Raw genomic sequence first — 24,041 nt, 5'->3', positions numbered from 1 at the left:
CCTCAATCAAATCGAATCGACTACTATGCCGCAATTCGCTCAGCCATGCCGACGTCAAGTTCTTCAGCAAATGACTGCCGCCCTGGCGGCCGGCACGATCATTCAAGCTCCCAACACCACCCAAGCAGCCGAACCGGAACCGGTCGCTGATTGGCGATACTGCCTGAACACCAGCACAATTCGAGGTCAGAAGCTGTCCCTTCCCCAAGAGATCGACCTGATCGGCCAAGCCGGTTACCAGGGTATCGAACCTTGGATGCGAGAGATTCATCAACATGTCGAAAACGGCGGGAAGACGAGGGAACTGCGAAAACAACTCAACGATAACGGCCTGTCAGTCGACAGCGCCATTGGATTCGCAAACTGGATTGTCGATGATGAAGTCAAGCGTACTCGTGGCTTCGAGGACATGAAACGCGACATGCAACTTGTGGCTGAGCTAGGAGGCACGCGAATCGCGGCGCCTCCCGTCGGTGCGACCGATCAGCCCGACCTTAATTTGGCGAAGGTGGCCGAACGTTATTACGATTTGCTGGAACTCGGTCAACAGACGGGCGTCACACCTCAACTCGAGCTTTGGGGCTTCTCCAAGTCACTTAGTCGACTTGGAGAACTGATGTATGTTTCTGTGGAATGTGGCCATCCTAACGCTTGCCTTCTACCAGACGTCTATCACATCTACAAAGGTGGCTCCCCCTTCAACGGGCTGCGTCTTGTTTCCGGAACCCCGATTCATGTCATGCACATGAATGACTACCCAAACATCGTCCGCGAGAAAATTTCTGACGCCGATCGTGTCTATCCGGGCGATGGCGTTGCCCCGATCGGACAGATTCTCAGGAACTTGCGAGATAACGGCTTCCAAGGTGTGCTATCCCTCGAATTGTTCAATCGTGACTATTGGAAACAAGATCCCCACCAGGTAGTTCGAACCGGTTTGGAAAAAATGAAAAAGGTGGTCAACGAGAGCCTTTCAGCTTGAAGAGCTGCCAATTTCAAAAAGATTTTTTCGGAGGAAACTTTTTCCATCATGCTTCGCCGGCCAGATTTCAAACCGAATCCAGCAGAAAGCCGATCGAGCCGACGGCGAATTCTGCTGACAATCGTCGCGTTGTCGAATGGTTTGCTAGCCCTGGCCTGGATCTCTCCCCTGGGCACATTGTTCGGTCTACTCGCCTCGCTTCTCGCCATTGCACTCGGTCTATTCGCAGGCTGGTTTTTGACTTACGTCATTAGGCTGCCCCGCGACGGGCGTGGATTTCACGAAAGATTCGAGGCAGAAAAGAGCGGTTTCCTCGAAGCGGGCGAACCGACGAACTTCCCTTGACACCGATCACCGAATTCGAATAGAGCCTATGGGGCAACTTTGCGGAATAGTAAGAAAAGCTGGACGGGGAAAACGTTGCCGACAACAATGAAGGTTGGACTTTCCGCAATGGACGGGTATGGGTTGGCTTTTCTCTCTCGGATGCTTATCCTGTCAACCACGCGGCCATGGACAGCCTGCCATTGAGAGTCAACCAAACCGGCCGGGGCAAGAAGGCACCAGCTTAGGAGGCGAGCAAGCGATGTCAGAAGTACTTCACTTCGAAGATGTGCGAAGCGGAGACCGTTGGATCAGTCCAACTCGCACGGTCACCAAAACCGACGTCACCAAGTTTGCTCACTTGACGGGTGACTTCAATCCGCTCCATATGAATGACGACTTTGCCAAGGAATCAATGTTCCGCCGCCCGATTGCCCATGGGCTACTTGGACTGTCTTTTGCAGCCGGCCTTGGTAGCTCCAGTCCTCTTGTCGATACGGTTGCCTTTCTGAGCGTATCCGATTGGAAATTCTTGAAGCCGGTTTACTTTGGTGATCGGGTTCACGTCGTGACAGAAATCTTGGAGGCCGCACCACAAGGGCGAAAACGGGGTCGAATTGTCTGGAAGCGATCGCTGGTCAACCAAAACGGTGAGATTGTCCAAGAGGGAAAATTCGAGACATTAATCACTCGACGATGTGCACCGCAAAAACGGCCTGCTGCTGAATACCAGTATCAATCCATGGCATCGTAGGAATAAGGCTCTCCAACCCTGCCTCTGACTCCACCTGGAAAAACCGCGACCCTGCGGACAACCTGATCGAAGGCAGGCTTTAATTGATGTGACGATCAGTCGCGGTGCGAGTCTATTTCCCGCTCGACATATCCCGCTGAGTCAGATCGCTTGGCGACCGCTCTTGGCATGCAGAGGCGGTGACAGGAGCTCTACTCCTTGAGTACGGTTCGAGCGGCCGCTTCCTGTTCCTGTCGGACAACCACATCAATTTCAAACACACCGGAAAAGCCTGCTTGGTTTTCGCCTTCGATAAACGCCTCAATCCCCTCGGCCGCCAAAGTGTTCCTGACGATTTCAGCTTGATTTGGGTCAGTTGTCGAAAAAACGGTGACTAACTCGCTCATTTCAGCGTTCCTTTTTGGTTGGCCGTCTGGCATTGCAACATGACATCGTCAAACTCAGTAATTGCGTGGTTGATCCAAGTATTCAGCATCTTCCAGCATCAACATCGTCCAAAAGACGCCTTCCTCTTTCAAAAGCATCTCCATCTTCAATTCCAAGTGCACTACCGGTTTGCTCGTGTCGTGTGGCTCGATGAAATATCTCACCATCACATAGCGTTCGCCGGGTTTAATGGGAGTAATCAGTATTCGATCGAATCGTCGGGTGGCATTCCCTTCCAATTCGAGAAGTTTCTTTGCGACATCTTCGCTAAAAAACTCCTGCAACGCGTTTAATTGCTCTGAATCCTGCTGGTAATTATCGACCAGTTGCGTTCCTTCAGGTTCTCGCAAGTAATAATCCAGGGTCGCTTGATGGGCTGCCTCCAATTCGCCGGCGGCGACCGCATCCAACCACTGCTCCGTAAACTTCAATGCCTGTCGGCTCACTACCCATCGATCGGCGGTGAATTGAGCAACGGCCCACCCACCGAAAAACAATCCTAACGAGATTCCGACCAAGGCCAGACGACGTCCCGACAACGTGTCTGGTTGCCGTGAGATCCTGATTAAAGCAATCGCACCACAGGCAACGGCAATGAGGGGGAGCAACCAAGCAGCGGGATGGGTAAGACTGACGATCGAAACCATGCCGAGCAGCAAAGCACAAATCGCGACGCCGCTTACCGAGCGGTATTGCTCAAGCTGATTAGGTTCATGCCCCGACAGTTCGCTTTGGAAGGCTGATCCGACCATCTTCCATCCTGTATTGTGTCAGCTTATCGCGACGCGTACTGCCGTCGAGCCGGCGCCACTCTCAACTTTGGTAACTTCGAAAATTTCTGGCGACGCTGACCGTACTTCAACACAAATTCGCTTTTGGGATCAAACGGATTGGCCGGGCTGGTCGCAAAGGCATTTTCTGATCGACTCTGCATGAATCCTAACCAAAGCATATCCGGCGACAAAAAGAAATTGCTGGAAGTTGGGCTCTTAGCGAAGGCTCCACCGAAGGGACTCCGTTTGAGCGGCGCGACATGCAAGGAAAACAAAAACAAACAAACCATGACCCAGCCGATCAGGAAGCCGCAAAGGATTTTCCCCCCTTGTTCCAGTGGCAATTTAAAGCGGACCTTGGTCTTACTGATCCCATCGGTTACAGCTCGTAGAATAAGCGCCGACAAAACAAACAGCCCCCATAACGAGAGAAAGTCCCAAAGATAAGTGAAACTCGGAAAAGTCTCCGTCACTTTGGTCGCAACAGGCTCAAAGTAGTTCGTGGCGATAATCGCGGAAAAAATGACGTTGAAAAGCATGAGCGTGTTGCCCCACAGCCCCTCCGTCAACGTCATAGAAACGCAGATGGCCAAAATAACTAAAACGAATATCGTCAGTGACATAATCAGTTATCCACCGTTTATTTACTGTTTGAGAACGCGGCTAAGTTCTTGCACGGAAGTAATTCCCTGTGCAACAAGAACGATGCCTTCCTGCTGCAGGTTTCGGTTGCCTGCTTGACGACTAATCTGGCGAAGCACGTCCAATTTCGGCTGTTTCATCAATGCTTTACGCATTTCGTCATCAACCACGAGCAATTCAAAGATGCCAATGCGACCGAAATATCCGATCCCATTGCATTTCTCACATACTTTGTCTTGTTCACTCGGGTCGGGGGGCCGAAAGAGGTGCTCGACCCGTCCTTGCGGAATTCCCATTTTCTTCAGCACTTGGGCAGAAGGCTCGTAACCTTGCTTGCATTCTTCGCAAATCCGGCGAATCAGTCGCTGGTTTAATACCCCCGCAACCGCAGGAGCGAACTTTGCGGACGACACCTTCATCAGTAACACCCGCAGTAACGATTCAACCGCCTCTTTGGCCCGCACAGTCGTGATCACTAGCTTATCTTTGCTTGCTTCATCACAGAGCATCTGCACGGTTTCCACATTCGGCAATTCGTTGACGATGACCGCATTGGGCTCACGGCGCAACATCGTCTCGAGTAGCTTCGCGGGCTCTTTCCCTTTGCTAATGTCGTAAGTCGTCAACTCGACGTTTTCGACCAACGGCTCAGGCGCATTGATATCTTGCAAAGCGACAAAGTCGCGCGTGTAACGATCGGTCAGCTTTAAAACGAGTCCCATGGTGGTCGAGAGCCCACCGGCGGGCGGAGAGGAGATCAGCACCATTCCGCTGTCCACAGCCAATAGCTCTTTGAGTTTTTCTTCGATTTTGCCTCGCATGCCCAGATCAGCGAGCGAGGGAAATGCCGATCGGGGACGATCGACTTGCAGAATCACACGCTCACCGTTCTGCGTCCCTTGGCTGATTAATGTGCATTGATAGACAGTCTTCCCGAATTCAGAGGTAAAACGGCCCGACTGACGTTGGCGTCGTTCTTTGACACTTAATCCGGCAAGGGTCTTGAAGACTTCCAACATTTCGTCGCCCGATTCCCGACCCTGCCCTTCGGACTCATGCCAAACGCCGTCGATCTGATAACGCATCGCGACCGAATCACGACTGAAATCCATCATGCATTTGTCACCACGTTGTCGGATGATTTCGGCCACAAGTTCTTTGGCAGGCAAGAATCCAGGCGACTGACGAGCGGAGATCAAATTCGCTTGATTTTTCTGTTTATCATTCCCCTGAGCTTCAAAAACGACCGGGGCACCTTTTTGGTGAGCGGCCTTCTTTTGATCCGCTATTTTCACTCCCGATTTATTCGCCTGGGTTGCGATCAGATAACGAAAATGGCTCGGGGTCATCACCCGTTCATGCGGGTCAACAATCCGGTTACGTGTAACGACATAAACGCCGAGGGGAGCAATGTAAGCCAAGCAAAGCACAGAGAAACCCGCAGCAAAAACGGGGATCGTCAACACTAACAACATCCCGATCACGAACGAAGCAAAAACAACCACATTCCAAACGGTATAGGGCAATTGCAAGAGTTGACAGTCCTTGTTCACCCAGTCGGTGGTTTTCACCCACAGCAGGTAGATCAGTAAGACACCGAATAGCTTGATCCAACTGAAGTAGCCACCACTACTGCGTTGAAAGTCTTCGGTCCCGTCTTCTCCGCCCATCGGAAAATTGGGCCACGTATCGGCCTGAGCCAAGACAGCATCGGCGCAGAGCAAAACCAGAAAGAAGGCAACAACGACAAAACAAAAATTGCGAAACATCAGAGAATTCCCGGCTGTTTAACGTCGATACCCTTCAAGGCCATTTTCAGTGCTTCCACATTCGGGGCAACACTGAACGCCGTTTGTCGATCGATTAGTTCTTGCTCGACGAGTGATTGAAGACTCATCGTGAAATCTTGCATACCATCCTCGGCACCGATCCGAACAGCATCCGGAAGCTTGTGATCGTCTTCTTCGAGAATCAATTTTCGGATTGTCGGCGAAAAGGTCATGACTTCAATTGTCGGCACCCGCCCCACATCTTTATTGATGGACGGTAACAGCTTCTGGGCAACGATTCCCTTCATGTTAAAGGCCATCGCACTCCGCAACGCTGAGTGCATTTCTTCGGGGAACAAGTCGAGGATTCGGCCGATGCAGGTTGATGAACTGGCCGCGTGAATCGTACCGAACACCAAGTGACCCGTTTCGGCCGCATGAATCGCGGTCATAAACGTTTCTTGATCACGCATTTCGCCGACGAGCATCACATCAGGGTCTTCGCGGACAGCATGCTTCATCCCGATGGAAAAATCTTTCACGTCCATGCCGATTTCACGTTGATTGATCAGACATTTATCTTCAGAAAATATGAACTCAATCGGATCTTCCAGCGTCAAGATATGCTTGCGATAGTTACGATTGATCCAGTTCAACATTGAAGCGATTGTGGTACTTTTCCCCGACCCGGTCACTCCGGCCAGCAGAACCATTCCCTGATCGTACTTGCAGAGGCTCTCCATCACAGGCGGCAAGTTCAAACCTTCAAAGTCAGGAATCCAATTGTTAATACGGCGAGCGACCAAACCGATCTTCCCCAACTGTTGGAGCATATTGACACGATACCGCCAGGAAGTTCCATCCACGTCGATCGTGTAAGCGAAGTCCGCCCCACCGTCCTCTTCGAAGATTCTACGATTCCGTTCGTTCAACATCGGAAACAACAGCCGCACCATTTCCTCAGCGTCAATCGCGTCACGATTCAATGGCCGCAATGAGCCCCGAATGCGCACATAAGGAGGCTGTCCCACTTTAAGGTGCAGGTCACTACCTTCTAATTTGACGCAGGCCCGAAAAAGTTTATCGACTTCGAGTTCCTGTTGCTTTCCGCTGTAACGATCAATTTCGTTTTGCGTTGTTGTGCTCATCATTAGATCCTAAAGTCGAACCGGTATGCCTCGATTGGAAAGAACCTGCTTCGTTTCGCGAATGGTATATTCGCCAAAATGAAAGATACTGGCAGCCAAAGCGGCGTCCGCATATCCCGATTCGATAACGTCTGCCATGTGATCAGGCGACCCGGCTCCTCCGCTGGCCACCACCGGAATTCCCACTGCCTGACTCACGGCCGCGGTGATTTCCAAATCGTAACCATCTTTGGTTCCGTCGCAATCCATGCTGGTCAAAACGATTTCACCAGCTCCTAACTCCTGTATCCGCTCTGCCCAACTGACGGCTTCCAGTCCCGTGGGCTTCCGTCCGCCATTAATGTGAACTTCCCAAACTTCTCGACCGTTCTTTTGAACTCGCTTCGGATCGATATTTACGACAATGCACTGACTGCCAAACCGCCGCGCGGCCTCCCGAACAAACTCCGGGTTTTGACAAGCAGCTGAGTTGATCGATACCTTGTCACTACCTGCGTTCAACAGCGACCGAATGTCTTCGATCGTCCGCACACCACCACCGACAGTGAGCGGCATGAACACTTGCTCGGCTGTCCGCCTGACAACGTCCAACATAATGTCACGTTGTTGGTGGCTTGCCTTAATATCCAAAAATACCAACTCGTCTGCACCCTCGGCCTCATATCGGCTGGCGACCTGGACCGGGTCACCTGCATCTCGCAAGTTGACAAAATTCGTCCCCTTCACCACTCGACCTTGGTCGACGTCTAGACAGGGAATAATGCGCTTTGCCAGCATGAGCCTGAGGCCGCGATAAAACGAGAAGCTGAGAGTCTGTTCCGTTTCCCTGCTTTCGGGACCGCTTCCGACGCAGGAAACCTCTAACTTTAAGCCGCCTGCTACAGCCGGTCAATGGTGTGAATGGCTGCGGATGTCAAAGAAGCCACACACTTTTCCCGTCACTCGCTCCATCCGTTTGACACGCGAAACATACTCCCTCATTTTCCGCTGCTTAGGATGGCTGCGTATGGCTGCGTATGCGGCCCGGATTTCGATGCGATGGTCAAGCCCGCTGTACTTGTTGAATAGCTTTATCAACGGCGTTCAAGCACTGCTGGATATCGTCGATCGGATTCTCAGGGTTCGATTCATACTCCAGCGAAATCGAACCATCTTGGGGAAAGTTCACCTGCTGCAACGCCTGGAACAATCCGGGCAAATTCAGGAAAGAGCTCCCCACGATGACATCATGGGTCCTCTTTTTTTTCTCCGCCACATCTTTGACATGAAGCGCGAAGACGCGACTTCCCAGTCGTTGAATCCACTGCACCGGATCTTCCTTGCTCCGCAAAACATGCCCCGTATCAATACACGCACCGATTCGTTCATGGTGCCCCTCTACCGCACTTGTAACCGTATCCAGCGAATCGTAGAGAGCGCCGGGACCATGATTATGAATGCAAATCCGAACATCGTATTCATCAACAAGTTTGTCAAGGCTGTCGAAGGAGTCGGGCTGTGGATTTGCGGTGATATTTCGAATGCCGGCCTTTTTGGCAAATTCAAAGACTTGACGATTCTTGGCATGATCTGCCGAGAAGCTATTTACTCCATGAGCAGTCATTGTGACCTGACCAGCCTTCATCTGTCGCTTCATCTGCGAGATTTGGTCATCCGTTGAACTCAGCGGAAAATGCTTCTCGTAGAATTCCACATGATGTAATCCCAAGCCCTGAATATGCCGCATCACCTGATCAAGCGGAAAATTACGGAGTGAATAACTTTGCACGCCAATCGGTAATCCGGCAAATCGCTTGGGTGGCTCGAACGCCACCCCCAGATTTGCGAAGGTCGACACGGCAGCGGCCGAAGCAGTTGCTTTCAAAACATTTCGGCGCGTGATCGGTGTACGATTCTTCATCAGGCCAACTCCTCAGGATCGATGATGGGAAAGCGAGCTTCGATTATCGCTGACAGCGACCCATTTGACAAATTACCAGGTCAAGAGGGATTTAGGGGATCAAATCCGGGTCGCCCGTCACCGATTCTTCCCTCACCTGACACTCCGGAAGCGATTGCACAAAAAGTCGACCATAATAGCGAGAAGTGAGGCGAGGATCCAAGACGACCACCATGCCCGTATCCTGACGTGTGCGGATCAAGCGACCAAACCCCTGTCGGAATTTGATGATCGCTTCGGGCAATTGATAATCACGGAACGGGTTGCCCCCCGACTCACGGATCGCCTCCATTCTTGCTTGGAACAACGGCAAATCAGGAACACTGAACGGCAGCTTGGTGATGATCACGTTTTGCAGAGCGTCGCCAGGCACATCGACTCCCTGCCAAAAACTGTCGGTACCCAACAGCAACGAACGGGGATTGGCTCGAAACTGTTGCAACATTTGATGGCGTGGGACTCCATCCGCTTGACTGAGCAACGCAATTTGGTTCTCTCGTAGCCAGGGTGCCAGTTGCGCAGCAACTCGTTTTAGCATGTCATACCCGGTAAACAGGGCAAACGCACGACCATCGGTCTCCTTCACATAGCGTTGAACCATCGCACCCGCTAGTCGCTCGTATTCGGTCCGCTCCCGATTTGGATCTGGCATTCCGTGTACGATCACCAGTTCCGCTTGCAACGAAAAGTCAAAGGGGCTACCGACTCGTAATTCGTTGCTTTGTGTGATCCCAATACGAGACTTGAAAAAATCAAAACTGCGAGTCTTTCCAGTCGCCAACGTTGCGCTGGTCATGACCACGGTTTTTGTCTGCTGAAACAATTGCTCGCGCAATAACGTGCCAATATCCAAGGGTGCTGCCGCGAGGCTGGTCCGCGGTAAACCTCGTCTCGTTTGACTTCGCTCCATCCAGTGCACCGAGTCCGACGATTCCTGTCGACGCCAGCATTCAATTCGTTCCGACAAGACACTGATGCGATCACTGGCGGCCACAAAATCTTGCCTTTTTGCTTCATCTCCCATCCCATCGGCTAAACGGGACACCATCCGCGCTAGCCGATCCAGTTCAGGGCTGAGAGCGTTGGCCACGATCTGAGGCTGATGAACACGTCCATTGAAGTCCGAAGTCTGTGACAGATACCAGTGGTCGAGATCGCCAAATAGATCATCCGCCGCGTCACGGCAGCGATTGACTTGCTGCTGCGCCTTCGTCATTCCATCCTGAACCAGCAAGCCTTTGTTTGTGCGATCGTTGTACAAGCGACGCAAGACGTAGTCGACCTGTCCGGATCCAATCCGTAAGCCCAAGTGGTCGCTGGCCACCGATTCAATCGTATGGGCTTCGTCCAAAATCACCGCATCATAGTCGGGAATCACACTCACATTCATCTGACGCAGGGCGAGGTCACTGAAGAACAAGGCATGATTCACAACAAGAATTTGGGCATGCTGAGCACGCCGACGAGCTTGATAATAAAAGCATGATTTGTGATGGGGACAATTCCGCCCCAGGCAATTGCTGCTGTCACTGGCAACTTCGTCCCAAACGGACCCATTGGGGCGAAAATTCAAATCGGCCAGAGAACCATCGGTTGTCGACTTCGACCAAGACAACAAATCTCGCAACTGGTCAACGTCTTCGGGTTCGCTAAACAGGTTTTTCATCCGATCCGCGGCATTCATCAGTCGCCGTATACTCAGATAATTCGAGCGTCCCTTGACCAGCACAGCGGTGAACTCACGTGGAATAACGCTGTTCAAGATCGGCAAATCATTGGTCATCAATTGTTGTTGAAGACTGATCGTATGCGTCGAGATAACAATCCGTCGCGGGCGGACCGATTCATCAACAGAGGGATCAGAAACCGCTAAAATCGCCGGTACAAGATAGGCAAAACTCTTTCCCGTACCGGTGCCCGCCTCGACAATTAAATGGCGTTCGTCTTGCAGGGCCTGGCCGACTGAATCGGCCATCTGGATCTGCTGTTCACGAGATTCATAGCCCGTCAATCGCTCCGAAAGACGACCGTCAGGTCCGAGAATATCCGAAGGAGTTAAAGTCATGTTGAACGATCGTCAGAACTCGCTTCAATCAAGCGAATGGTGTATCCTATGCGACAGTCCATCAAGCGGACGATATCAACCGTGATCCTAAGCTTCCGCTGGCCCATCGGCTTCATACTGACAGTTACGTCGTGTTATCCACACTCGAGAAAAAACCGTGCATCGTTCGCCAACTTCTCGACTCGGTATCCCACCAAGTCGGGGCAATTACTTTACAAGCAACCCGCCAACCATAACAGTTTTTGCGTTTCTAAAGCTAGGGGATCTCAAAAATGCCGATAGAATTTGACTGCCCGCAATGCGGAAAGCGGCTTCGTGTGCCCGACGGATCGGAAGGAAGACAGGCCATCTGCCCCGATTGCTCAAGACAAGTTGAGATTCCATCGGCCACACCCTCATCGGCCACACCCTCATCGGCCGATAAGACCGAACCGTCCTTCAACCCGTATGCGGCCCCCTCAGGCGACTTCGAGAGCGTGGAACCGAACGTTTCGTCCGAAATTAGTCCGACGCTCACAACAATGAGCGAAATCCTTACAACCAGCACGCAAATCTTTAAGAACAATCTGGGAAACCTGGCCTTGATGGGAATTATTCTGATCGCCTTGTCGATCGGAAGCAGCATTGCGTCCAGCTTGTTGGGAATCATCCCCGTCGTTTTCGTTGGCCAAGCCAACGAAACGGTTGCCGCAATTGCAACGGGCGTGCTGCAGATAGCCTGGGGACAAGCATTTGGGGCATTTATTGTCGCAGTTGGACTACGCTATACACTCAGTGTTGTCGCCGGCAACCCGAATCCCTTCGAAGGCGCTTTCCGGATCTGGAATTACTTTTGGAGAGTCCTGTTCGCGCAGATGCTCATTTACCTGCTCATGATAGCTTCCACATTGGTCTGTGCGCTGCTGGCCGCTCCGTTCGTTTGGTTCGAATGGGGTAATATGCCCGACACGGTTTCGATTTCCGTCATCGTAGTACTTTCCGTAGTCGCGATCGTTGGTTACTTCTGGATCTATACGCGACTCTTGATCACACTCCCCCTAATCGTCGATCGAAATAATCGGATCCTGGAAGCGATCACGAATTCAATCACCTACACCAAAGGCAACGCGTTGGCCATTCTGGGATCATTCCTCGTTGCCGGCATTCTGGGGACGATTTTTGCAATCGTCACCTGCTTGATTGGAACGGTGTTGGTAGTTCCCTTCTACATGCTAATGACCGTCGTGATCTATCGCCTCTCAACAGGCCAGCCTGTTACCACGTCTGGCAACCCGTTTGAAGCTTTGAAAGAAAATTAAGATCAATCAGGGCACAGCACTTCGCAGACTTATCGAGGACGAGTATTCTCGATGACACCGTCTTCCGGGCTGCTGGCAGTCGCGTAGAGTCGTTTGGGAATGCGACCCGAAAGATAGGCCATCCGACCGGCTTCACAAGCGAGCCGCATGGCCAAGCTCATGGCCACCGGATTTTTGGCATGGGCCACGGCAGTGTTCAAGAGCACACCGTCGACACCTAATTCCATCGCCTCTGCTACGTCGCTTGCCGTACCGACCCCTGCATCCACAATCACCGGATAGTCCGGGTCGCCCTCTTTGAGATATTCCAGACAAATCTGAATATTGTTGGGATTCAAGATCCCCTGGCCTGACCCGATCGGACTGCCGGCGGGCATGACCGCGGTCGCCCCGGCATTCTTCAGTTGTCGAGCGATCATGGGATCGTCCGTCGTGTAGCAAAGCACATCAAACCCCTCACCCACCAACTGCTCTGTGGCTCGCAGTGTCGCAACAGGATCCGGCAAAAGCGTCTTGCTATCCCCCAAAACCTCCAACTTAATCCAGTCGGCGCCGGGGTTGTCCAAGCCTCGCAAAATTTCGCGGCCGAGCCGAGCGGTTCGCAGCGCATCCTCAACGTTGTAACAACCGGCCGTGTTCGGGAGCAGAAGATAGCGATCCAAATCGATGTAATCGAGAATATTCTGTCCGTTCTCGTCGTACAATCGCTCGCGCCGAACCGCTACCGTAATACAGCGAGTGCGTGAAATATCCAGTGATTGGGCCATCAAATCGTAGGTTTCATACTTCCCAGTCCCGACGATCAAACGACTATCGAGCGAGTGCCGCCCAATCTGCAATGAGTCTTCTGCACGAACTTCAAGATCTGTGGTCACGACTAAACTATCCTCCCCCGACGAGGGTCACAATTTCGAGCTGATCACCGGCGGAGAGACAGAACTGAAGATGCCGCTCTCGCGGAATCAATTCCAAGTTGACTTCGACGGCCACATGATTGGCATTCAGACGCAGTCGATCCAACAGTTGGGCGAGTGTCGAACCATCGGCCACTTCGGTCTGGGCACCGTTCACACGAACAATCACAGCTTTTACGTTTTTCCTATTCTCGAATCGCGGCCGTCCGCGCCTTCCCGACATCCAATAAAGTAAGCGGTCCGGATTGCGGTCGGCTTGCACTGGCTAATTCGCGGCGCCAGGGCATGCCGTAGGCACCATAAGTCCCTGAGGTCGTATCCAATACATAGACCACAGAATGACCAGGACGAGCCGTATTGACACCGCGAGGAAAATCGACCTGCCCTGTCGCCAACAGGTATTGTGGCCGTTTCGATTGGTCGATGCCAAGGTCCTTAATGACATTTGCCTTAAAAACAGCGTTGAATTTGGCAACTCGCGTGTCCATCACGGTCACCGTCAATTCGCCAGTCAGAAAATCGAGAATGCAGACACCCTCCACGTTGGAATCCATGGGGCCCACCGCCATCGCAAAAGCCCCATTTTGAGTCGACGAGGCAGCATGGAGCTTCGTTTCCGGAAATTGCCAAGAGGGAGCGTCGGTCCGATTTAACCAAAATCCGCCGCCAAAGGCCGCAGCACAGCCGGTGAAAAAGATCAACAAATAGCCCGTCATGCGGTGCTTCGAACAGTTCATGCCTTCGGTCTCCTACAACGCGGCCTCGAAACGGGGGCACAGGACTGGGAGCCATCGCGCTTGGCCACCCATCCGATGGAGCCACTGCGGAGTTCCCTACCGGTGAACTGTAGCGATTTCACCAATGTTTCGCCAGAGATCCGTTCCAATGTCAACGTCCCAAGCCGCCGGCTGCCAGATTCGTGAGCGGTGACTGGGTCTGGAATCTCGTTTTTGGTAAAAAGAGCGGCAGCTTGCCTCAAGCTATCACAGCACCCCCTTGCAGCCTCGGGGCTGAATCCAGCATTTTGGCTAACACGACTGCAGGTCCAATTGACTCCACGCGAAGAAAAACCAACAAAGGTGGGAAGACCATGTCGACGAACGGATCCCTCAATCGGAAACTGCGGATGGCCCTGGTGGGCGGCGGGCAAGGAGCCTTCATTGGCCGAGTCCACGCGACTGCAGCAGTTTTGGACAATCGAGCAGCATTGGTTGCCGGTGCACTTTCCTCAAATCCCGAGCGAGCTAAGGCGTCCGCGCCCGATTATGACATCCCAGCTGATCGAGCCTACGGTTCCTACCAAGAGTTGATCGAATCGGAACTCGCATTGCCCGCCGATGAACGAATCGATTTCCTTTCCGTCGCAACTCCCAACCATACCCATCAGCAAATCGCCAAAGCCGGTTTAGAAGCGGGATTCAATGTGATCTGCGACAAACCGATGACGTTCGACCTAGCCGAGGCGGAAGAATTGGCCCAAATCGTCGACAATTCAGACGCTGTGTTCGCCGTCACTCATAATTACACCGGCTATCCGCTCGTCCGACAGGCACGTGAAATGATCTTGAATGGCGAATTGGGCGAAATCAACGCGATTCGCTCGTCTTACATTCAAGGGTGGTTGCGCACGCGACTGGAAGACGAAGACCAAAAACAAGCCGCCTGGCGAACCGATCCCAAACGGAGCGGTGCCGCGGGCTGTTTTGGTGATATCGGCACACACGCCTACAACCTGGGACGCTACATGACGGGCTTGCTACCCGATTCGATCAGCTGCAATTTGAAAACATTCGAAGCAGGCCGTGCACTCGACGATTATGGCTGTGCTGTCATCCGCTTCGAAAATGGAGCCCTCGGCACGGTCACGGCCTCCCAAATCAGCCATGGTCGCGAAAATGACGTATCGATCGAGATTGACGGCACCAAGGGCGCCATTCAGTGGCGGCAAGAAAATCCCAATGAAATGTACGTTCGCCGCAACGGTCATGCCCATCAAGTCTACACCCGCGACCCCAACGCGCCATTTATGAATGCCTCCGGGCAAGCAGCCTGCCGACTCCCTTCGGGACATCCGGAAGCCTTTTTCGAAGCGTTTGCCAATGTTTATCGCGCCGCCTACGACGCGATGGTTGCCCGCGCCGAAGGACAAGCCGTAGAAAAAGTGGACACCGTTTATCCAAATGTCCATGACGGCGTGGAAGGTATGTTTTTTATCCAACAATGTGTGAACAGCAGTGCCAATCATGGCGAATGGCTACCGTTGAAGCACGATCGCGCACGTCGCTAGTCGTTTTCGGAGTCGGTAGGCGCACGCGTCCTTTCCTGGCGTGGAGGGCCTGCGCCCCCTTGAATTGGGCGCTCGTTGACTCGCAGCGCTGGTAAGACAATCACCACTGGCCGATTCGAAATATCAACGAATTTTTGCGGATCAGCAATCAGCCGATCACACAGGTCGATCAACCGGTTCAATGACAAACCGGCGTAATCTTGCGGTTCGCTAATCGCTAAGTCGAGCAACAGAGTTCGTGCTCTCGTCCCGTGGCGCTGCACGCCTGCCGGACGTCCTTCCCGTGCTTTCACCCCGGCTGCGGCCAATTTAATTAACGCTTTTAGGAAAGATCCAACCGCTCCCGTTCGCTCGACTGCATGCCAGCAGCCCTCCCAAGATTCATGCGCTTCCCAATAGTAGCCCTGATTGAACAAATCGATGCCAAACCGATATGATTCGGATTGTCGCCATTCGCTGGGATTCAGTGGATCCTCGACGCGGTCAGGTTGGCCAAACTGGTGACCTGCCGCGTCCCGAACGGGATGAGGAAACTTGCCCGTTACATAGGAATAGGGCGGTAGCGCACGTTCCGGCAATAAACGCTGGGGCCAGTCGGGTGAAACGGTCGGATTGGATTCTGACATGAATCAGCAAACACAGATTGAGGAGTAGTGGAAAATGCCCGGTGAATCGCGATTTATTGTCTTAACTGGAATTAGCCGAGGCCTTGGTAACTCACTCTTTGAGACCTTGATCCAACGGGGACACACCCTGGCCGGTTGTGCCCGCAATGGGGATTGCATTCGCCAGATGCAAAAAGAATACCACTCCGACCACTCACTGCACACCGTTGACGTGGCCGATGTTGAACAAGTCGATCGTTGGGCGAACGAAATTCTTCAGCGACATGGGCCACCGGATTTACTGATCAACAACGCTGCCATCATCAATGAAAATAATCCTTTATGGAAAGTGCCTGTCGACGAATTCTCGCAGTTGATTGACGTCAACATCAAAGGCATCTTTCACACCATCCGTGCTTTTTTACCAGCCATGCTTGAAGCTCAGCGTGGCGTCGTGGTCAACCTGAGTTCCGGCTGGGGTCGATCGTCAGCAGCAGATGTAGCCCCCTACTGTGCCTCAAAATGGGCCGTTGAAGGTTTAACGCAGAGCTTGGCTCACGAATTGCCGCCGGGAATGGCCGCAGTACCGCTCAATCCCGGGATCATCGACACAGAGATGTTACGCAGTTGCTTCGGCGACGGAGCTGGCTGCTACCCCGGTCCCGCGGCTTGGTCCGAGAAAGCCGCTAACATGCTATTGGCTCTCTCCGGCAAGGACAACGGACGGCCGTTGACGGTTTGAGCGAGCGGTAACAATTTAGTGGCCCGCGGCGTTGGTCAGCTTTCGCCGCACCCCAAGCATCAGCAGCCCCAACAGGAATAGCACGCAACTGGATGGCTCAGGAATGGCAACGGCAGCAACACGGGCTCCGCCTTCGTAGCCACCGGCCTGAAATGCCTGCACAAAGTCACTTGAGTCGAACTCGGTGTCGCCGGTCCAATCGCCCGTTTCCCAGGTGGAATTGCCGACCACTTCGTCCTCGTACTGTCCGGATGTAAAAACGGCGACAAAGTCGGAACTGTTGAATTCGCCATCGAGATTCGAATCACCGTAGTAGGTGAAAAACATGGTCGAATCTTCAATCAAAAAGTCCTTGTCGGCTCTATCGACAATACCGTCACTAGTCAAATCTAAACGTAAGTCAATATCGCCGTTGAGAATCGCAGCCGCCATGGTGTCAATGTCGATGGCGGTACAGATGCCATCAAGATTAATGTCACAAGCGAAAGCTGTATCTCCAACGACGAAACGGAGCAGGCCGTGGGGACGCGAGCCAGTACCACCAAAAGATCCGGAAGGCGGCAGCCAAGCAGCCGATTCTGAGCTGTTGAACCGTTGTCGTGCCATATTGAAAAACCACTCATCTCCATCCACCGGTGCCTGCGGATGATACAAACCCGAATCGCCCAAGTGACTGTAAAACTCCGGATCCGCCGCGTTAAAATTCGCCCACGGCAAAAAGATCTCAGTAAAACCAAAAGCCTCGTCGGAACTCATCGTTTGTTCGACTTCAGCTCCCATGAAAAAACGATCCGTTTGTCGCGAACTATCCCAACCCTGATTTCCAAAAATCGCATTGACGTGCGCTTCCTGGAATAGGCCCAGATCGGGCTTATCCTGAGCATAGCTCGATTGACCGAGCGGCTGGTTAAATGCGAGTTGATAACCGTCGACGCCCGTGTCGGTGGGCGCCGTCTGATCATTCGATTCGCCATCCGTATTCGGATCAAAAAATAAATTCAAATACCAATAATCGAATTCGATATCACCCAATCCACGCCCCGCTTGCCATTCACCCGCATCCACTTGATGCAAAATATACAGTCCTGCGTCATCCCACATCATTTGGAAGCGATTATTCGCTTGATCCAACGTGCCAGATTTCACCAAGCTCCAATCAGTCCCTGTCGTCGATGCGTCTGCCCACTCCGACGTGCCAGTTAAGAATCCGTCAATGGTGGGCGCGCTGCTCGTCCTTTTCGCCTCATAAACATAGTCCTGTGCCAAGACCGGACCGATTGACAGAGCGAAAAGAGCGACGGATAACAAGATGCGATTCATCGCAGCAATCTCCGAGAATAAACGGCTACACAGCCCACAAGTTCAATACCGACCCGATACCGAACATAACACAAGATGCGATGGATGCCACAAATCCGGGGAGGCTTTCACGCATCTTAACATAGACAGTCTAGGAATTCTTGGAAACTTCTTGTGACTCAACATCCGGCCACCGTACCTGAAGAACAATTAAAGGCGAAATGCACCGTCAGATTTCAACGACGTTCTGGCCCCGGGGGCCAACACCGTAACAAAGTTGAAACAGCCGTCGTGCTGACGCATGAGATCGAGGGAATTGAAGCGTCCGCCAGCGAACGTCGCAGCCAAGCGGAGAACCTAAAGGTGGCCCTACGGCGGATGCGATTGAACCTGGCGCTGAACTATCGCACCGAATGGACGACAAGCAGTCCGACCTGGCAGAGTCGCTGCCGAAAAGGTCGACTTGCCGTCAATCCGGCACACGAAGATTTTCCAGGTTTGCTCGCAGAGGCGCTGGATGCGTTAGCCGTGCATGCCTGGGACGTCCCACCGACGGCGGAAGCGCTTGCCTGCAGTTCGTCTCAACTCACCCGATTCATCAAAAACGAGCCTCGAGCCTTTCAGATGCTCAACAATCAAAGACAACAGTCCGGACGCAAGCCCCTACAGTAGAATGATGAGCGAGTTCCGTTCGCATTGCTTGCGTGAAAATGTAATGGTAGTGAAGCAACCGAAGGTCGAGCCCCTAACGATCTGCAGATTGCCGGTCCCCAACCAGCCAGTCGGGAGCATATTGTGAAACTTATTAAGGTCGGCGCCGCCGTACTCAACCAAACTCCGCTGGATTGGGACGGCAATCGCGACCGCATATTGAGTGCGATCCAGCAAGCACGCGATGAGCACGTAAGCGTTCTCTGCCTTCCCGAATTATGCATCACGGGTTACGGCTGTGAAGACGCTTTTCATTCCGTCGGCCTGCAGGAGACGGCACAGCAAATTCTGCTGGAAATAATTCCGGAGACCCAGGGCATGATTGTCTCACTGGGCTTACCGCTTTTCCATCGTGGTGGACTTTTCAACACAGCTGGCCTCGTCGCCAACGGGAAGCTACTCGGCTTTGTCGGGAAGCAAAATCTGGCAGGTGAAGGCTTGCACTACGAACCCCGCTGGTTCAAGCCCTGGCCTGCGCACACCGTCGTCGAGACAGACGTCGGTCAACAGTCGCTCCCCTTGGGGGATCTAATTTTCGAGTGCGGCCAGATCCGAATTGGCTTTGAGATCTGTGAAGATGCCTGGGTGGCGAATCGCCCTGGAGGACAATTGGCAACACAGGGTGTCGACATGCTGCTGAATCCGAGTGCGAGTCACTTTGCTTTTGGCAAACACCTTGTGCGACGACGTTTTATTTTGGACGGCTCACGGGCCTATAGTGTTGCCTACATTTACGCGAATCTCCTTGGCAACGAAGCGGGTCGTGCGATCTACGACGGCGACGCCATGATCGCAAGCTGCGGAAAAATGTTGGCCACTGGGCCACGTTTTTCCTTCGAAGACAGCTACGTAACTTCGGCCTTAGTCGACGTCGATGCGGTCCGAGTCAATCGCGCGAGAACTGCCAGTTATCAGCCATCCATGGAGCGGACTCCGCAATTGGTCGAAGCCGATTTTTCCTTTCCCCTCCAGGAGGTCGAACCGGCTGAAATCAGTCGCACCAGTTGGGAAAGTTCGGAAACAATTAAGGAAGAAGAGTTTGCTCGCGCAATTTCACTCGGCTTATTTGATTATTTGCGGAAGAGTCGCTCGCGAGGCTTTATCGTTTCGCTGAGCGGTGGAGCGGATTCCGCTGCCGTAGCCACCTTGTGTTTCTTGATGGTTCATTTCGCCCATCAAAAACTCGGGGGAAAGAAGCTTCGCGAAAAACTGAACTACATCGCAGGGCTGGCGGAGACAGACGATGCCGGCCAAATGGTCCATAAATTGCTAACAACCGCTTACCAGGCGACTCAAAACAGCTCGCGAACCACGCAGGCGGCCGCGGCAGGACTCGCGAACGCACTCAAAGCCAATCACTTGGAATTGGATGTGGAAGAGATCGTCCAGGGATACACCGGAATGATTGAGCGGGCCGTCCAACGGCCGTTGACCTGGGACAAGGACGATCTGACACTGCAAAACATCCAGGCCAGGGCTCGGGGGCCCAGCGTCTGGATGCTCGCCAATCTGCGTGAAGCCCTGCTCCTGGCTACCAGCAATCGCTCGGAAGCGGCCGTCGGCTATGCCACCATGGATGGTGATACTTGCGGAGGTTTATCTCCGATCGCAGGCATTGACAAAGCATTCTTGCGGCAGTGGCTCGTCTGGATGCAGCAGCAAGGACCGGTTGACCTGGCCCCCCTTCCGATTCTCAGTTTGGTCAACGATCAGGAACCGACCGCCGAACTTCGACCTCTGGCCCAAGGGCAGACAGACGAAGCGGACTTGATGCCTTACGACTTGTTAGATGCGATTGAACGTGCGGCCATTCGTGACAAGCAAACGCCGACCGAAGTCCTACAACAAATTCAGATCAATTTTTCGCATTACGAAGATCAGCAACTGGCAGACTGGATCGAACGTTTTTTCCGACTTTGGTGCCGAAACCAATGGAAACGAGAACGTTACGCCCCCTCCTTTCACGTCGATGACGAAAACTTAGATCCTAAAACCTGGTGTCGCTTCCCCATTCTGAATGGCGGCTTCGAACGCGAATTGCGTGAGATGCGTCGTTCACTTTCCCAATCGAAAAAAAAACCTGCTAAGGATTCGTCAGCGTGATCACGATCGATATGGAGTTACAACCTCGTGACTTGGTCGCAGCAATCGAGGCGACGTGGTCCCTGGCCGGTGACAAGATACGTTCCATCCAGGCATCGTCCCATGAAATTGGCGGCACACCGGTCTTCACGATCGACGGAAGGTACGTCGCACAAGGCTGGACTGAATGGACGCAGGGCTTTCAATATGGAGCGGCGATTCTTCAATTCGATGCGACGGATGAAGTCGAATTCCTTGACCTGGGACGCGACAGCACCATCGCACAAATGGCGTCCCATATCACACACATTGGCGTTCATGACCACGGCTTCAATCAGGTGAGCACCTATGGAAACCTATTGCGACTTATGAGGGAAGGTCGAATCGCGTTTTCAGAACGAGAACAAGATCTCTATGAACTTGCGCTGAAAGCCAGCGGAGCCGTTCAGGCCGCACGATGGACCGCAACGTCAGAAAATCAAGGGTACATCCACTCGTTCAATGGTCCCCACTCGCTATTCTGCGATACGATTCGCTCATTACGTGCGTTAGCCTTATCACACCGTTTGGGCCACACTCTCTGGGGTGAAAATGACTTACAAATCTCCTTACTTGAGCGTCTCATTCAGCACGCCACCGCGACCGCCAAATACAACGTTTACTACGGCGAACAGCGAGATACTTACGACGTCTGGGGACGCGTCTCCCACGAGAGCATCTTCAATGTGACCAACGGCCAGTATCGCTGTCCGAGTACTCAACAAGGTTACTCTCCGTTTACCACCTGGACGCGTGGCTTATCGTGGATCATGGCCGGCTATCCCGAGCTACTCCAGTTCTTGGCTACTGTCGATGATCACGAACTGTCACCCCTGGGAGGACGGGAGGCTATCGAAGCCATCATGCTGCGAGCCGCAATGGCCTCTTGTGACTTCTACCTAGAGAATTCCCCCACCTGTGGAATTCCCTATTGGGACACGGGCGCGCCCGGTTTGTCCCGCATGAATCAGCCACTCGATTGTCCTGCCGACCCCTTTAATCGTTTCGAGCCAGTCGATAGTTCGGCTGCCGCGATCGGGGTCCAAGGGCTCCTGCGGTTGGGACAACTGCTCCGATCCAGCAACCCAGAAGCGGCCAACAGGTACTGGCAAGCAGGTCTGACGGTGCTGCAAAATCTACTCCGTGAACCCTATCTATCGACTTCTCGCGAACACCAGGGACTGTTACTTCACACGATCTATCACCGTCCCCGTGGCTGGGATCACACCCCTGCGGGGGCCTCAATTCCACAAGGCGAATCCTGCATGTGGGGCGACTATCATCTAATGGAAGCCTGCTTGTACGTTGAACGCGTTGCCAAAGGTTTACCAGAATTCACTTTTTTCGGCCCTTCTGATTGACGTTAAATCCCCGAACTCTGGTTGCCAGCAGCGACGTCGCTCATTCGTCGACGGTCCCTCCGGTCGCCGGCGAAATCAAAATCGTCGGATCATTGAGAACGAAATAATGCCCATGGTCGGCCGTGAGGATTAAAACCGTTTCGTCCCAAGCTTTATTTTTCTCAATCCAGCTTGTCACTGTTTTAAACGCCGCGTCGCCACTCAGGACTGCGCCGATCGAATTATCGAGATTGTTGGCGTGATTTGCCCAGTCAACATCCCCCGCTTCGATCATCAACCAAAAGCCCTGGGAATTACGCGACAGCACTCCCAAGGCCACCCGGGTCATGTTCGCAAGAGTTGGGTTTTCTGAGAGATCCGAGGCGTCGTAGGCAAGCTTGTGGGGATTGTATTTCCCATCTGCTGTTTGGAAAGGCAAGTTGCCGCCGCCTGCTCCAAAGAAGCCCACCAGCCGAGCTTTTTTCCGATAGGCTTCGCGCCCAGCCGCCAACAACGTTGCCGCGCCGGACTGGCCCCGTTCACGCTGCACTACCACGTATTTACCGCCGTTGTTAAGGTCGATTCGCTTTCGATCCGCGTCCGTCAAAAACTTATTTCCCCGGACAAAGTTACTCCCTTGTTTCTCATCTCCGTTCACCAACTCACCCCAGCCACCGCCCAACAAAACGTCAACGCCATCCAAGGCTTTGCGTCGATGTGAAATCGAGGGTAAACCGATCAGATCCCTCGTCAAGTCTTGATAATCATTCCGCGAAACATTGTTGGCATAAGCGGCCGCCGGAGTCGCATGGCTGATGGGCACGCTAGTAACGACACCGATGGAAAAATCTCGTTCAGCCTGCAACTGGCGCGGCAGAGGTATCAAATGGGCTCCGTTGGGATCGACGTTGATGGCGGTGTTAAAAGTCTTTTTACCGCTGGTCATCGACGTGGCCGACGAAGCTGAATCCGTGACGACATGGGGAACCGCACGCAATTTTCCCAGCAAATAAGTGTCGCTACCGGGAACCGCCCAAGGAGTCGCTCCCCCCAGTCGGGCTGAATAGCCACCGCGTTCCGTTCCACCCGGGTTCAATACGGCTTGAGCATTCACATCAACCTGTGTTCCGACGTTGTGCGGGCTAGTCACAAAAAAACCATAGTCTGTCGTAACTCGCCGATAATCCTGAAAACTCAAGCCCGATCCCCGACCCTCGGTATAAACATTTTGAGCCGCGTGAATCGCGGCAGCTTGAGTCGTTTGCCAATCCATCCCATCAAACACCATCAAGATGATATATTTTTTGCCGGAGTTAACCGCCCTTTTCTGGATCCGGTAGACGTCGGTTTGGTCAAAGTAATTTGCGGCCGGATTTAACGAGCCTGGAGACATACCATCGTAGAGACGTTGAATCTTCCGCTGATTGCGATAGGGACTGTAAACTCCCCGGTAGGCACGCAAATCGATTCCGAACGTATAAATCGGGATCAAGCGGTTGGAGTGACTCGTCCAACTCGAATATTTTTTTCGGTCCGCCCCCCAGCGCCCCCATTCGGCTCGTGAGTTTTCATCAGCCCGTTTTTGCAACGCCCGCAGGTGGTCGGCAGGCAACGAAGTTGAGGCTGCGAATGACAGGCAAAACCAAACCAACCAAAGTCGCCATTGTGACATTCCCAGTCTTCGAAGCAGCGCGGGCATGTTTTCTTCTGGTCTCGACGTTTGTAAGCTGTACGAACGACTGCGATGGTCGCCTCCCTGCATTTTAGCAGTGAGTTCCATTGTTTGGAGCGATTTGAGATTTTGAACCGAGCTTAAACACAACGAACACGCACTCGACACCTTCGAAATAGCATTCGACAAGCAAACTAGCTGACGACGGGTTCAACCCGTATTCAAGGAGA

23 protein-coding genes are annotated in these 24,041 nt (G+C 52.9%); 9 read left to right on the top strand and 14 right to left on the bottom strand.

Annotated elements, in window-relative coordinates:
• Positions 1-25 precede the first annotated feature (25 nt).
• The 3 genes from P8N76_26985 (at position 26) to P8N76_26975 (ending at position 2,060) form a co-directional block, all read left to right on the top strand.
• The gene (locus P8N76_26985) at positions 26-982 is read left to right on the top strand and encodes a sugar phosphate isomerase/epimerase (protein ID MDG2385345.1); all 957 of its coding nucleotides are present in this window, start codon (positions 26-28) and stop codon (positions 980-982) included.
• A 48-nt stretch (positions 983-1,030) separates the two neighbouring features.
• Positions 1,031-1,327 (top strand): hypothetical protein, encoded by a 297-nt coding sequence (locus P8N76_26980; GenBank protein MDG2385344.1) that lies wholly within the window; start codon positions 1,031-1,033, stop codon positions 1,325-1,327.
• A 241-nt stretch (positions 1,328-1,568) separates the two neighbouring features.
• Positions 1,569-2,060 carry a MaoC/PaaZ C-terminal domain-containing protein gene (locus P8N76_26975; GenBank protein ID MDG2385343.1) on the top strand — a complete coding sequence of 164 codons (492 nt, stop codon included), beginning with the start codon at positions 1,569-1,571 and terminating at the stop codon, positions 2,058-2,060.
• Positions 2,061-2,251: 191 nt separating this feature from the next.
• Here the strand turns inward: P8N76_26975 and P8N76_26970 are convergent, their stop codons facing one another.
• From P8N76_26970 to P8N76_26935, 8 genes are all read right to left on the bottom strand, one after another.
• Positions 2,252-2,446 carry a DUF2007 domain-containing protein gene (locus P8N76_26970; protein ID MDG2385342.1) on the bottom strand — a complete coding sequence of 65 codons (195 nt, stop codon included), beginning with the start codon at positions 2,444-2,446 and terminating at the stop codon, positions 2,252-2,254.
• Positions 2,447-2,500: 54 nt separating this feature from the next.
• Complete coding sequence (locus P8N76_26965) at positions 2,501-3,238, bottom strand: DUF4190 domain-containing protein (protein MDG2385341.1); 738 nt, start codon at positions 3,236-3,238, stop codon at positions 2,501-2,503.
• Between the two features lie 23 nt (positions 3,239-3,261).
• On the bottom strand, positions 3,262-3,882 hold the full coding sequence (locus tag P8N76_26960) for a CvpA family protein (GenBank protein MDG2385340.1): 621 nt from the start codon (positions 3,880-3,882) through the stop codon (positions 3,262-3,264).
• Positions 3,883-3,903: 21 nt separating this feature from the next.
• Entirely contained in the window at positions 3,904-5,670 is a 1,767-nt protein-coding gene (locus P8N76_26955; GenBank protein MDG2385339.1) for an ATPase, T2SS/T4P/T4SS family, read from the bottom strand.
• Positions 5,670-6,818: a PilT/PilU family type 4a pilus ATPase gene (locus P8N76_26950; protein ID MDG2385338.1), complete on the bottom strand. Its 1,149-nt coding sequence runs from the start codon at positions 6,816-6,818 to the stop codon at positions 5,670-5,672. The genes P8N76_26955 and P8N76_26950 overlap by 1 nt, the downstream gene beginning before the upstream one ends.
• A 9-nt stretch (positions 6,819-6,827) precedes the next feature.
• Positions 6,828-7,595, bottom strand: coding sequence for an imidazole glycerol phosphate synthase subunit HisF (gene hisF, locus P8N76_26945; protein ID MDG2385337.1), 768 nt, complete (start codon positions 7,593-7,595; stop codon positions 6,828-6,830).
• Positions 7,596-7,860: 265 nt separating this feature from the next.
• Complete coding sequence (locus P8N76_26940; GenBank protein MDG2385336.1) at positions 7,861-8,718, bottom strand: sugar phosphate isomerase/epimerase; 858 nt, start codon at positions 8,716-8,718, stop codon at positions 7,861-7,863.
• 91 nt (positions 8,719-8,809) lie between these two features.
• Positions 8,810-10,822: a helicase C-terminal domain-containing protein gene (locus P8N76_26935; protein MDG2385335.1), complete on the bottom strand. Its 2,013-nt coding sequence runs from the start codon at positions 10,820-10,822 to the stop codon at positions 8,810-8,812.
• Positions 10,823-11,094: 272 nt separating this feature from the next.
• Between P8N76_26935 and P8N76_26930 the strand changes: the two genes are divergently transcribed.
• Positions 11,095-12,120: a glycerophosphoryl diester phosphodiesterase membrane domain-containing protein gene (locus P8N76_26930; GenBank protein ID MDG2385334.1), complete on the top strand. Its 1,026-nt coding sequence runs from the start codon at positions 11,095-11,097 to the stop codon at positions 12,118-12,120.
• 29 nt (positions 12,121-12,149) lie between these two features.
• On the opposite strand, the gene P8N76_26925 is transcribed toward P8N76_26930, so the two are convergent.
• The 3 genes from P8N76_26925 to P8N76_26915 are packed head-to-tail and all read right to left on the bottom strand — an operon-like array spanning position 12,150 to position 13,771.
• Entirely contained in the window at positions 12,150-12,995 is an 846-nt protein-coding gene (locus P8N76_26925) for a thiazole synthase (protein ID MDG2385333.1), read from the bottom strand.
• A gap of 7 nt (positions 12,996-13,002) precedes the next feature.
• Positions 13,003-13,203 carry a sulfur carrier protein ThiS gene (gene thiS / locus P8N76_26920; protein MDG2385332.1) on the bottom strand — a complete coding sequence of 67 codons (201 nt, stop codon included), beginning with the start codon at positions 13,201-13,203 and terminating at the stop codon, positions 13,003-13,005.
• A 16-nt stretch (positions 13,204-13,219) separates the two neighbouring features.
• Positions 13,220-13,771 carry a hypothetical protein gene (locus tag P8N76_26915; GenBank protein MDG2385331.1) on the bottom strand — a complete coding sequence of 184 codons (552 nt, stop codon included), beginning with the start codon at positions 13,769-13,771 and terminating at the stop codon, positions 13,220-13,222.
• Positions 13,772-14,124: 353 nt separating this feature from the next.
• Here P8N76_26915 and P8N76_26910 point away from each other — a divergent pair, with 353 nt between their 5' ends.
• Positions 14,125-15,321 carry a Gfo/Idh/MocA family oxidoreductase gene (locus P8N76_26910; GenBank protein MDG2385330.1) on the top strand — a complete coding sequence of 399 codons (1,197 nt, stop codon included), beginning with the start codon at positions 14,125-14,127 and terminating at the stop codon, positions 15,319-15,321.
• Here P8N76_26910 and P8N76_26905 read toward each other — a convergent pair.
• On the bottom strand, positions 15,318-15,947 hold the full coding sequence (locus P8N76_26905) for a DUF309 domain-containing protein (protein MDG2385329.1): 630 nt from the start codon (positions 15,945-15,947) through the stop codon (positions 15,318-15,320). The two genes, P8N76_26910 and P8N76_26905, sit on opposite strands and share 4 nt — an antisense overlap.
• Positions 15,948-15,981: 34 nt before the next feature.
• On the opposite strand from P8N76_26905, the gene P8N76_26900 reads away from it, so the two are divergent.
• Positions 15,982-16,668, top strand: a complete 687-nt coding sequence (locus P8N76_26900; GenBank protein MDG2385328.1) for an SDR family NAD(P)-dependent oxidoreductase — start codon at positions 15,982-15,984, stop codon at positions 16,666-16,668.
• A 15-nt stretch (positions 16,669-16,683) separates the two neighbouring features.
• Here the strand turns inward: P8N76_26900 and P8N76_26895 are convergent, their stop codons facing one another.
• Positions 16,684-17,988, bottom strand: coding sequence for a PEP-CTERM sorting domain-containing protein (locus tag P8N76_26895; protein ID MDG2385327.1), 1,305 nt, complete (start codon positions 17,986-17,988; stop codon positions 16,684-16,686).
• A gap of 153 nt (positions 17,989-18,141) precedes the next feature.
• Between P8N76_26895 and P8N76_26890 the strand changes: the two genes are divergently transcribed.
• The 3 genes from P8N76_26890 (at position 18,142) to P8N76_26880 (ending at position 22,160) form a co-directional block, all read left to right on the top strand.
• On the top strand, positions 18,142-18,639 hold the full coding sequence (locus P8N76_26890) for a peptide chain release factor-like protein (protein ID MDG2385326.1): 498 nt from the start codon (positions 18,142-18,144) through the stop codon (positions 18,637-18,639).
• Between the two features lie 123 nt (positions 18,640-18,762).
• The gene (gene nadE, locus P8N76_26885) at positions 18,763-20,781 is read left to right on the top strand and encodes an NAD(+) synthase (protein ID MDG2385325.1); all 2,019 of its coding nucleotides are present in this window, start codon (positions 18,763-18,765) and stop codon (positions 20,779-20,781) included.
• Positions 20,778-22,160: a glycosyl hydrolase gene (locus tag P8N76_26880; GenBank protein MDG2385324.1), complete on the top strand. Its 1,383-nt coding sequence runs from the start codon at positions 20,778-20,780 to the stop codon at positions 22,158-22,160. The genes nadE and P8N76_26880 overlap by 4 nt, the downstream gene beginning before the upstream one ends.
• Positions 22,161-22,200: 40 nt before the next feature.
• Here P8N76_26880 and P8N76_26875 read toward each other — a convergent pair whose 3' ends face one another.
• Complete coding sequence (locus P8N76_26875; GenBank protein MDG2385323.1) at positions 22,201-23,811, bottom strand: alkaline phosphatase; 1,611 nt, start codon at positions 23,809-23,811, stop codon at positions 22,201-22,203.
• Between the last annotated feature and the right edge of the window lie 230 nt (positions 23,812-24,041).

Source organism: Pirellulaceae bacterium (assembly GCA_029243025.1).
Classification (GTDB): Bacteria; Planctomycetota; Planctomycetia; order Pirellulales; family Pirellulaceae.
Note: the sequence above shows the minus strand (reverse complement) of the source record. Positions and strands in the feature narration are given on the sequence as shown.

Excerpts from the sequence above, each read along its gene's own strand:
- P8N76_26985 (MDG2385345.1), top strand. The coding sequence starts at position 26 with ATGCCGCAATTCGCTCAGCCATGCCGACGTCAAGTTCTTCAGCAAATG.
- P8N76_26980 (MDG2385344.1), top strand. The coding sequence starts at position 1,031 with ATGCTTCGCCGGCCAGATTTCAAACCGAATCCAGCAGAAAGCCGATCG.
- P8N76_26975 (MDG2385343.1), top strand. The coding sequence starts at position 1,569 with ATGTCAGAAGTACTTCACTTCGAAGATGTGCGAAGCGGAGACCGTTGG.
- P8N76_26970 (MDG2385342.1), bottom strand. The coding sequence starts at position 2,446 with ATGAGCGAGTTAGTCACCGTTTTTTCGACAACTGACCCAAATCAAGCT.
- P8N76_26965 (MDG2385341.1), bottom strand. The coding sequence starts at position 3,238 with ATGGTCGGATCAGCCTTCCAAAGCGAACTGTCGGGGCATGAACCTAAT.
- P8N76_26960 (MDG2385340.1), bottom strand. The coding sequence starts at position 3,882 with ATGTCACTGACGATATTCGTTTTAGTTATTTTGGCCATCTGCGTTTCT.
- P8N76_26955 (MDG2385339.1), bottom strand. The coding sequence starts at position 5,670 with ATGTTTCGCAATTTTTGTTTTGTCGTTGTTGCCTTCTTTCTGGTTTTG.
- P8N76_26950 (MDG2385338.1), bottom strand. The coding sequence starts at position 6,818 with ATGAGCACAACAACGCAAAACGAAATTGATCGTTACAGCGGAAAGCAA.
- hisF (MDG2385337.1), bottom strand. The coding sequence starts at position 7,595 with ATGCTGGCAAAGCGCATTATTCCCTGTCTAGACGTCGACCAAGGTCGA.
- P8N76_26940 (MDG2385336.1), bottom strand. The coding sequence starts at position 8,718 with ATGAAGAATCGTACACCGATCACGCGCCGAAATGTTTTGAAAGCAACT.
- P8N76_26935 (MDG2385335.1), bottom strand. The coding sequence starts at position 10,822 with ATGACTTTAACTCCTTCGGATATTCTCGGACCTGACGGTCGTCTTTCG.
- P8N76_26930 (MDG2385334.1), top strand. The coding sequence starts at position 11,095 with ATGCCGATAGAATTTGACTGCCCGCAATGCGGAAAGCGGCTTCGTGTG.
- P8N76_26915 (MDG2385331.1), bottom strand. The coding sequence starts at position 13,771 with ATGAACTGTTCGAAGCACCGCATGACGGGCTATTTGTTGATCTTTTTC.
- P8N76_26910 (MDG2385330.1), top strand. The coding sequence starts at position 14,125 with ATGTCGACGAACGGATCCCTCAATCGGAAACTGCGGATGGCCCTGGTG.
- P8N76_26905 (MDG2385329.1), bottom strand. The coding sequence starts at position 15,947 with ATGTCAGAATCCAATCCGACCGTTTCACCCGACTGGCCCCAGCGTTTA.
- P8N76_26900 (MDG2385328.1), top strand. The coding sequence starts at position 15,982 with ATGCCCGGTGAATCGCGATTTATTGTCTTAACTGGAATTAGCCGAGGC.
- P8N76_26895 (MDG2385327.1), bottom strand. The coding sequence starts at position 17,988 with ATGAATCGCATCTTGTTATCCGTCGCTCTTTTCGCTCTGTCAATCGGT.
- P8N76_26875 (MDG2385323.1), bottom strand. The coding sequence starts at position 23,811 with ATGTCACAATGGCGACTTTGGTTGGTTTGGTTTTGCCTGTCATTCGCA.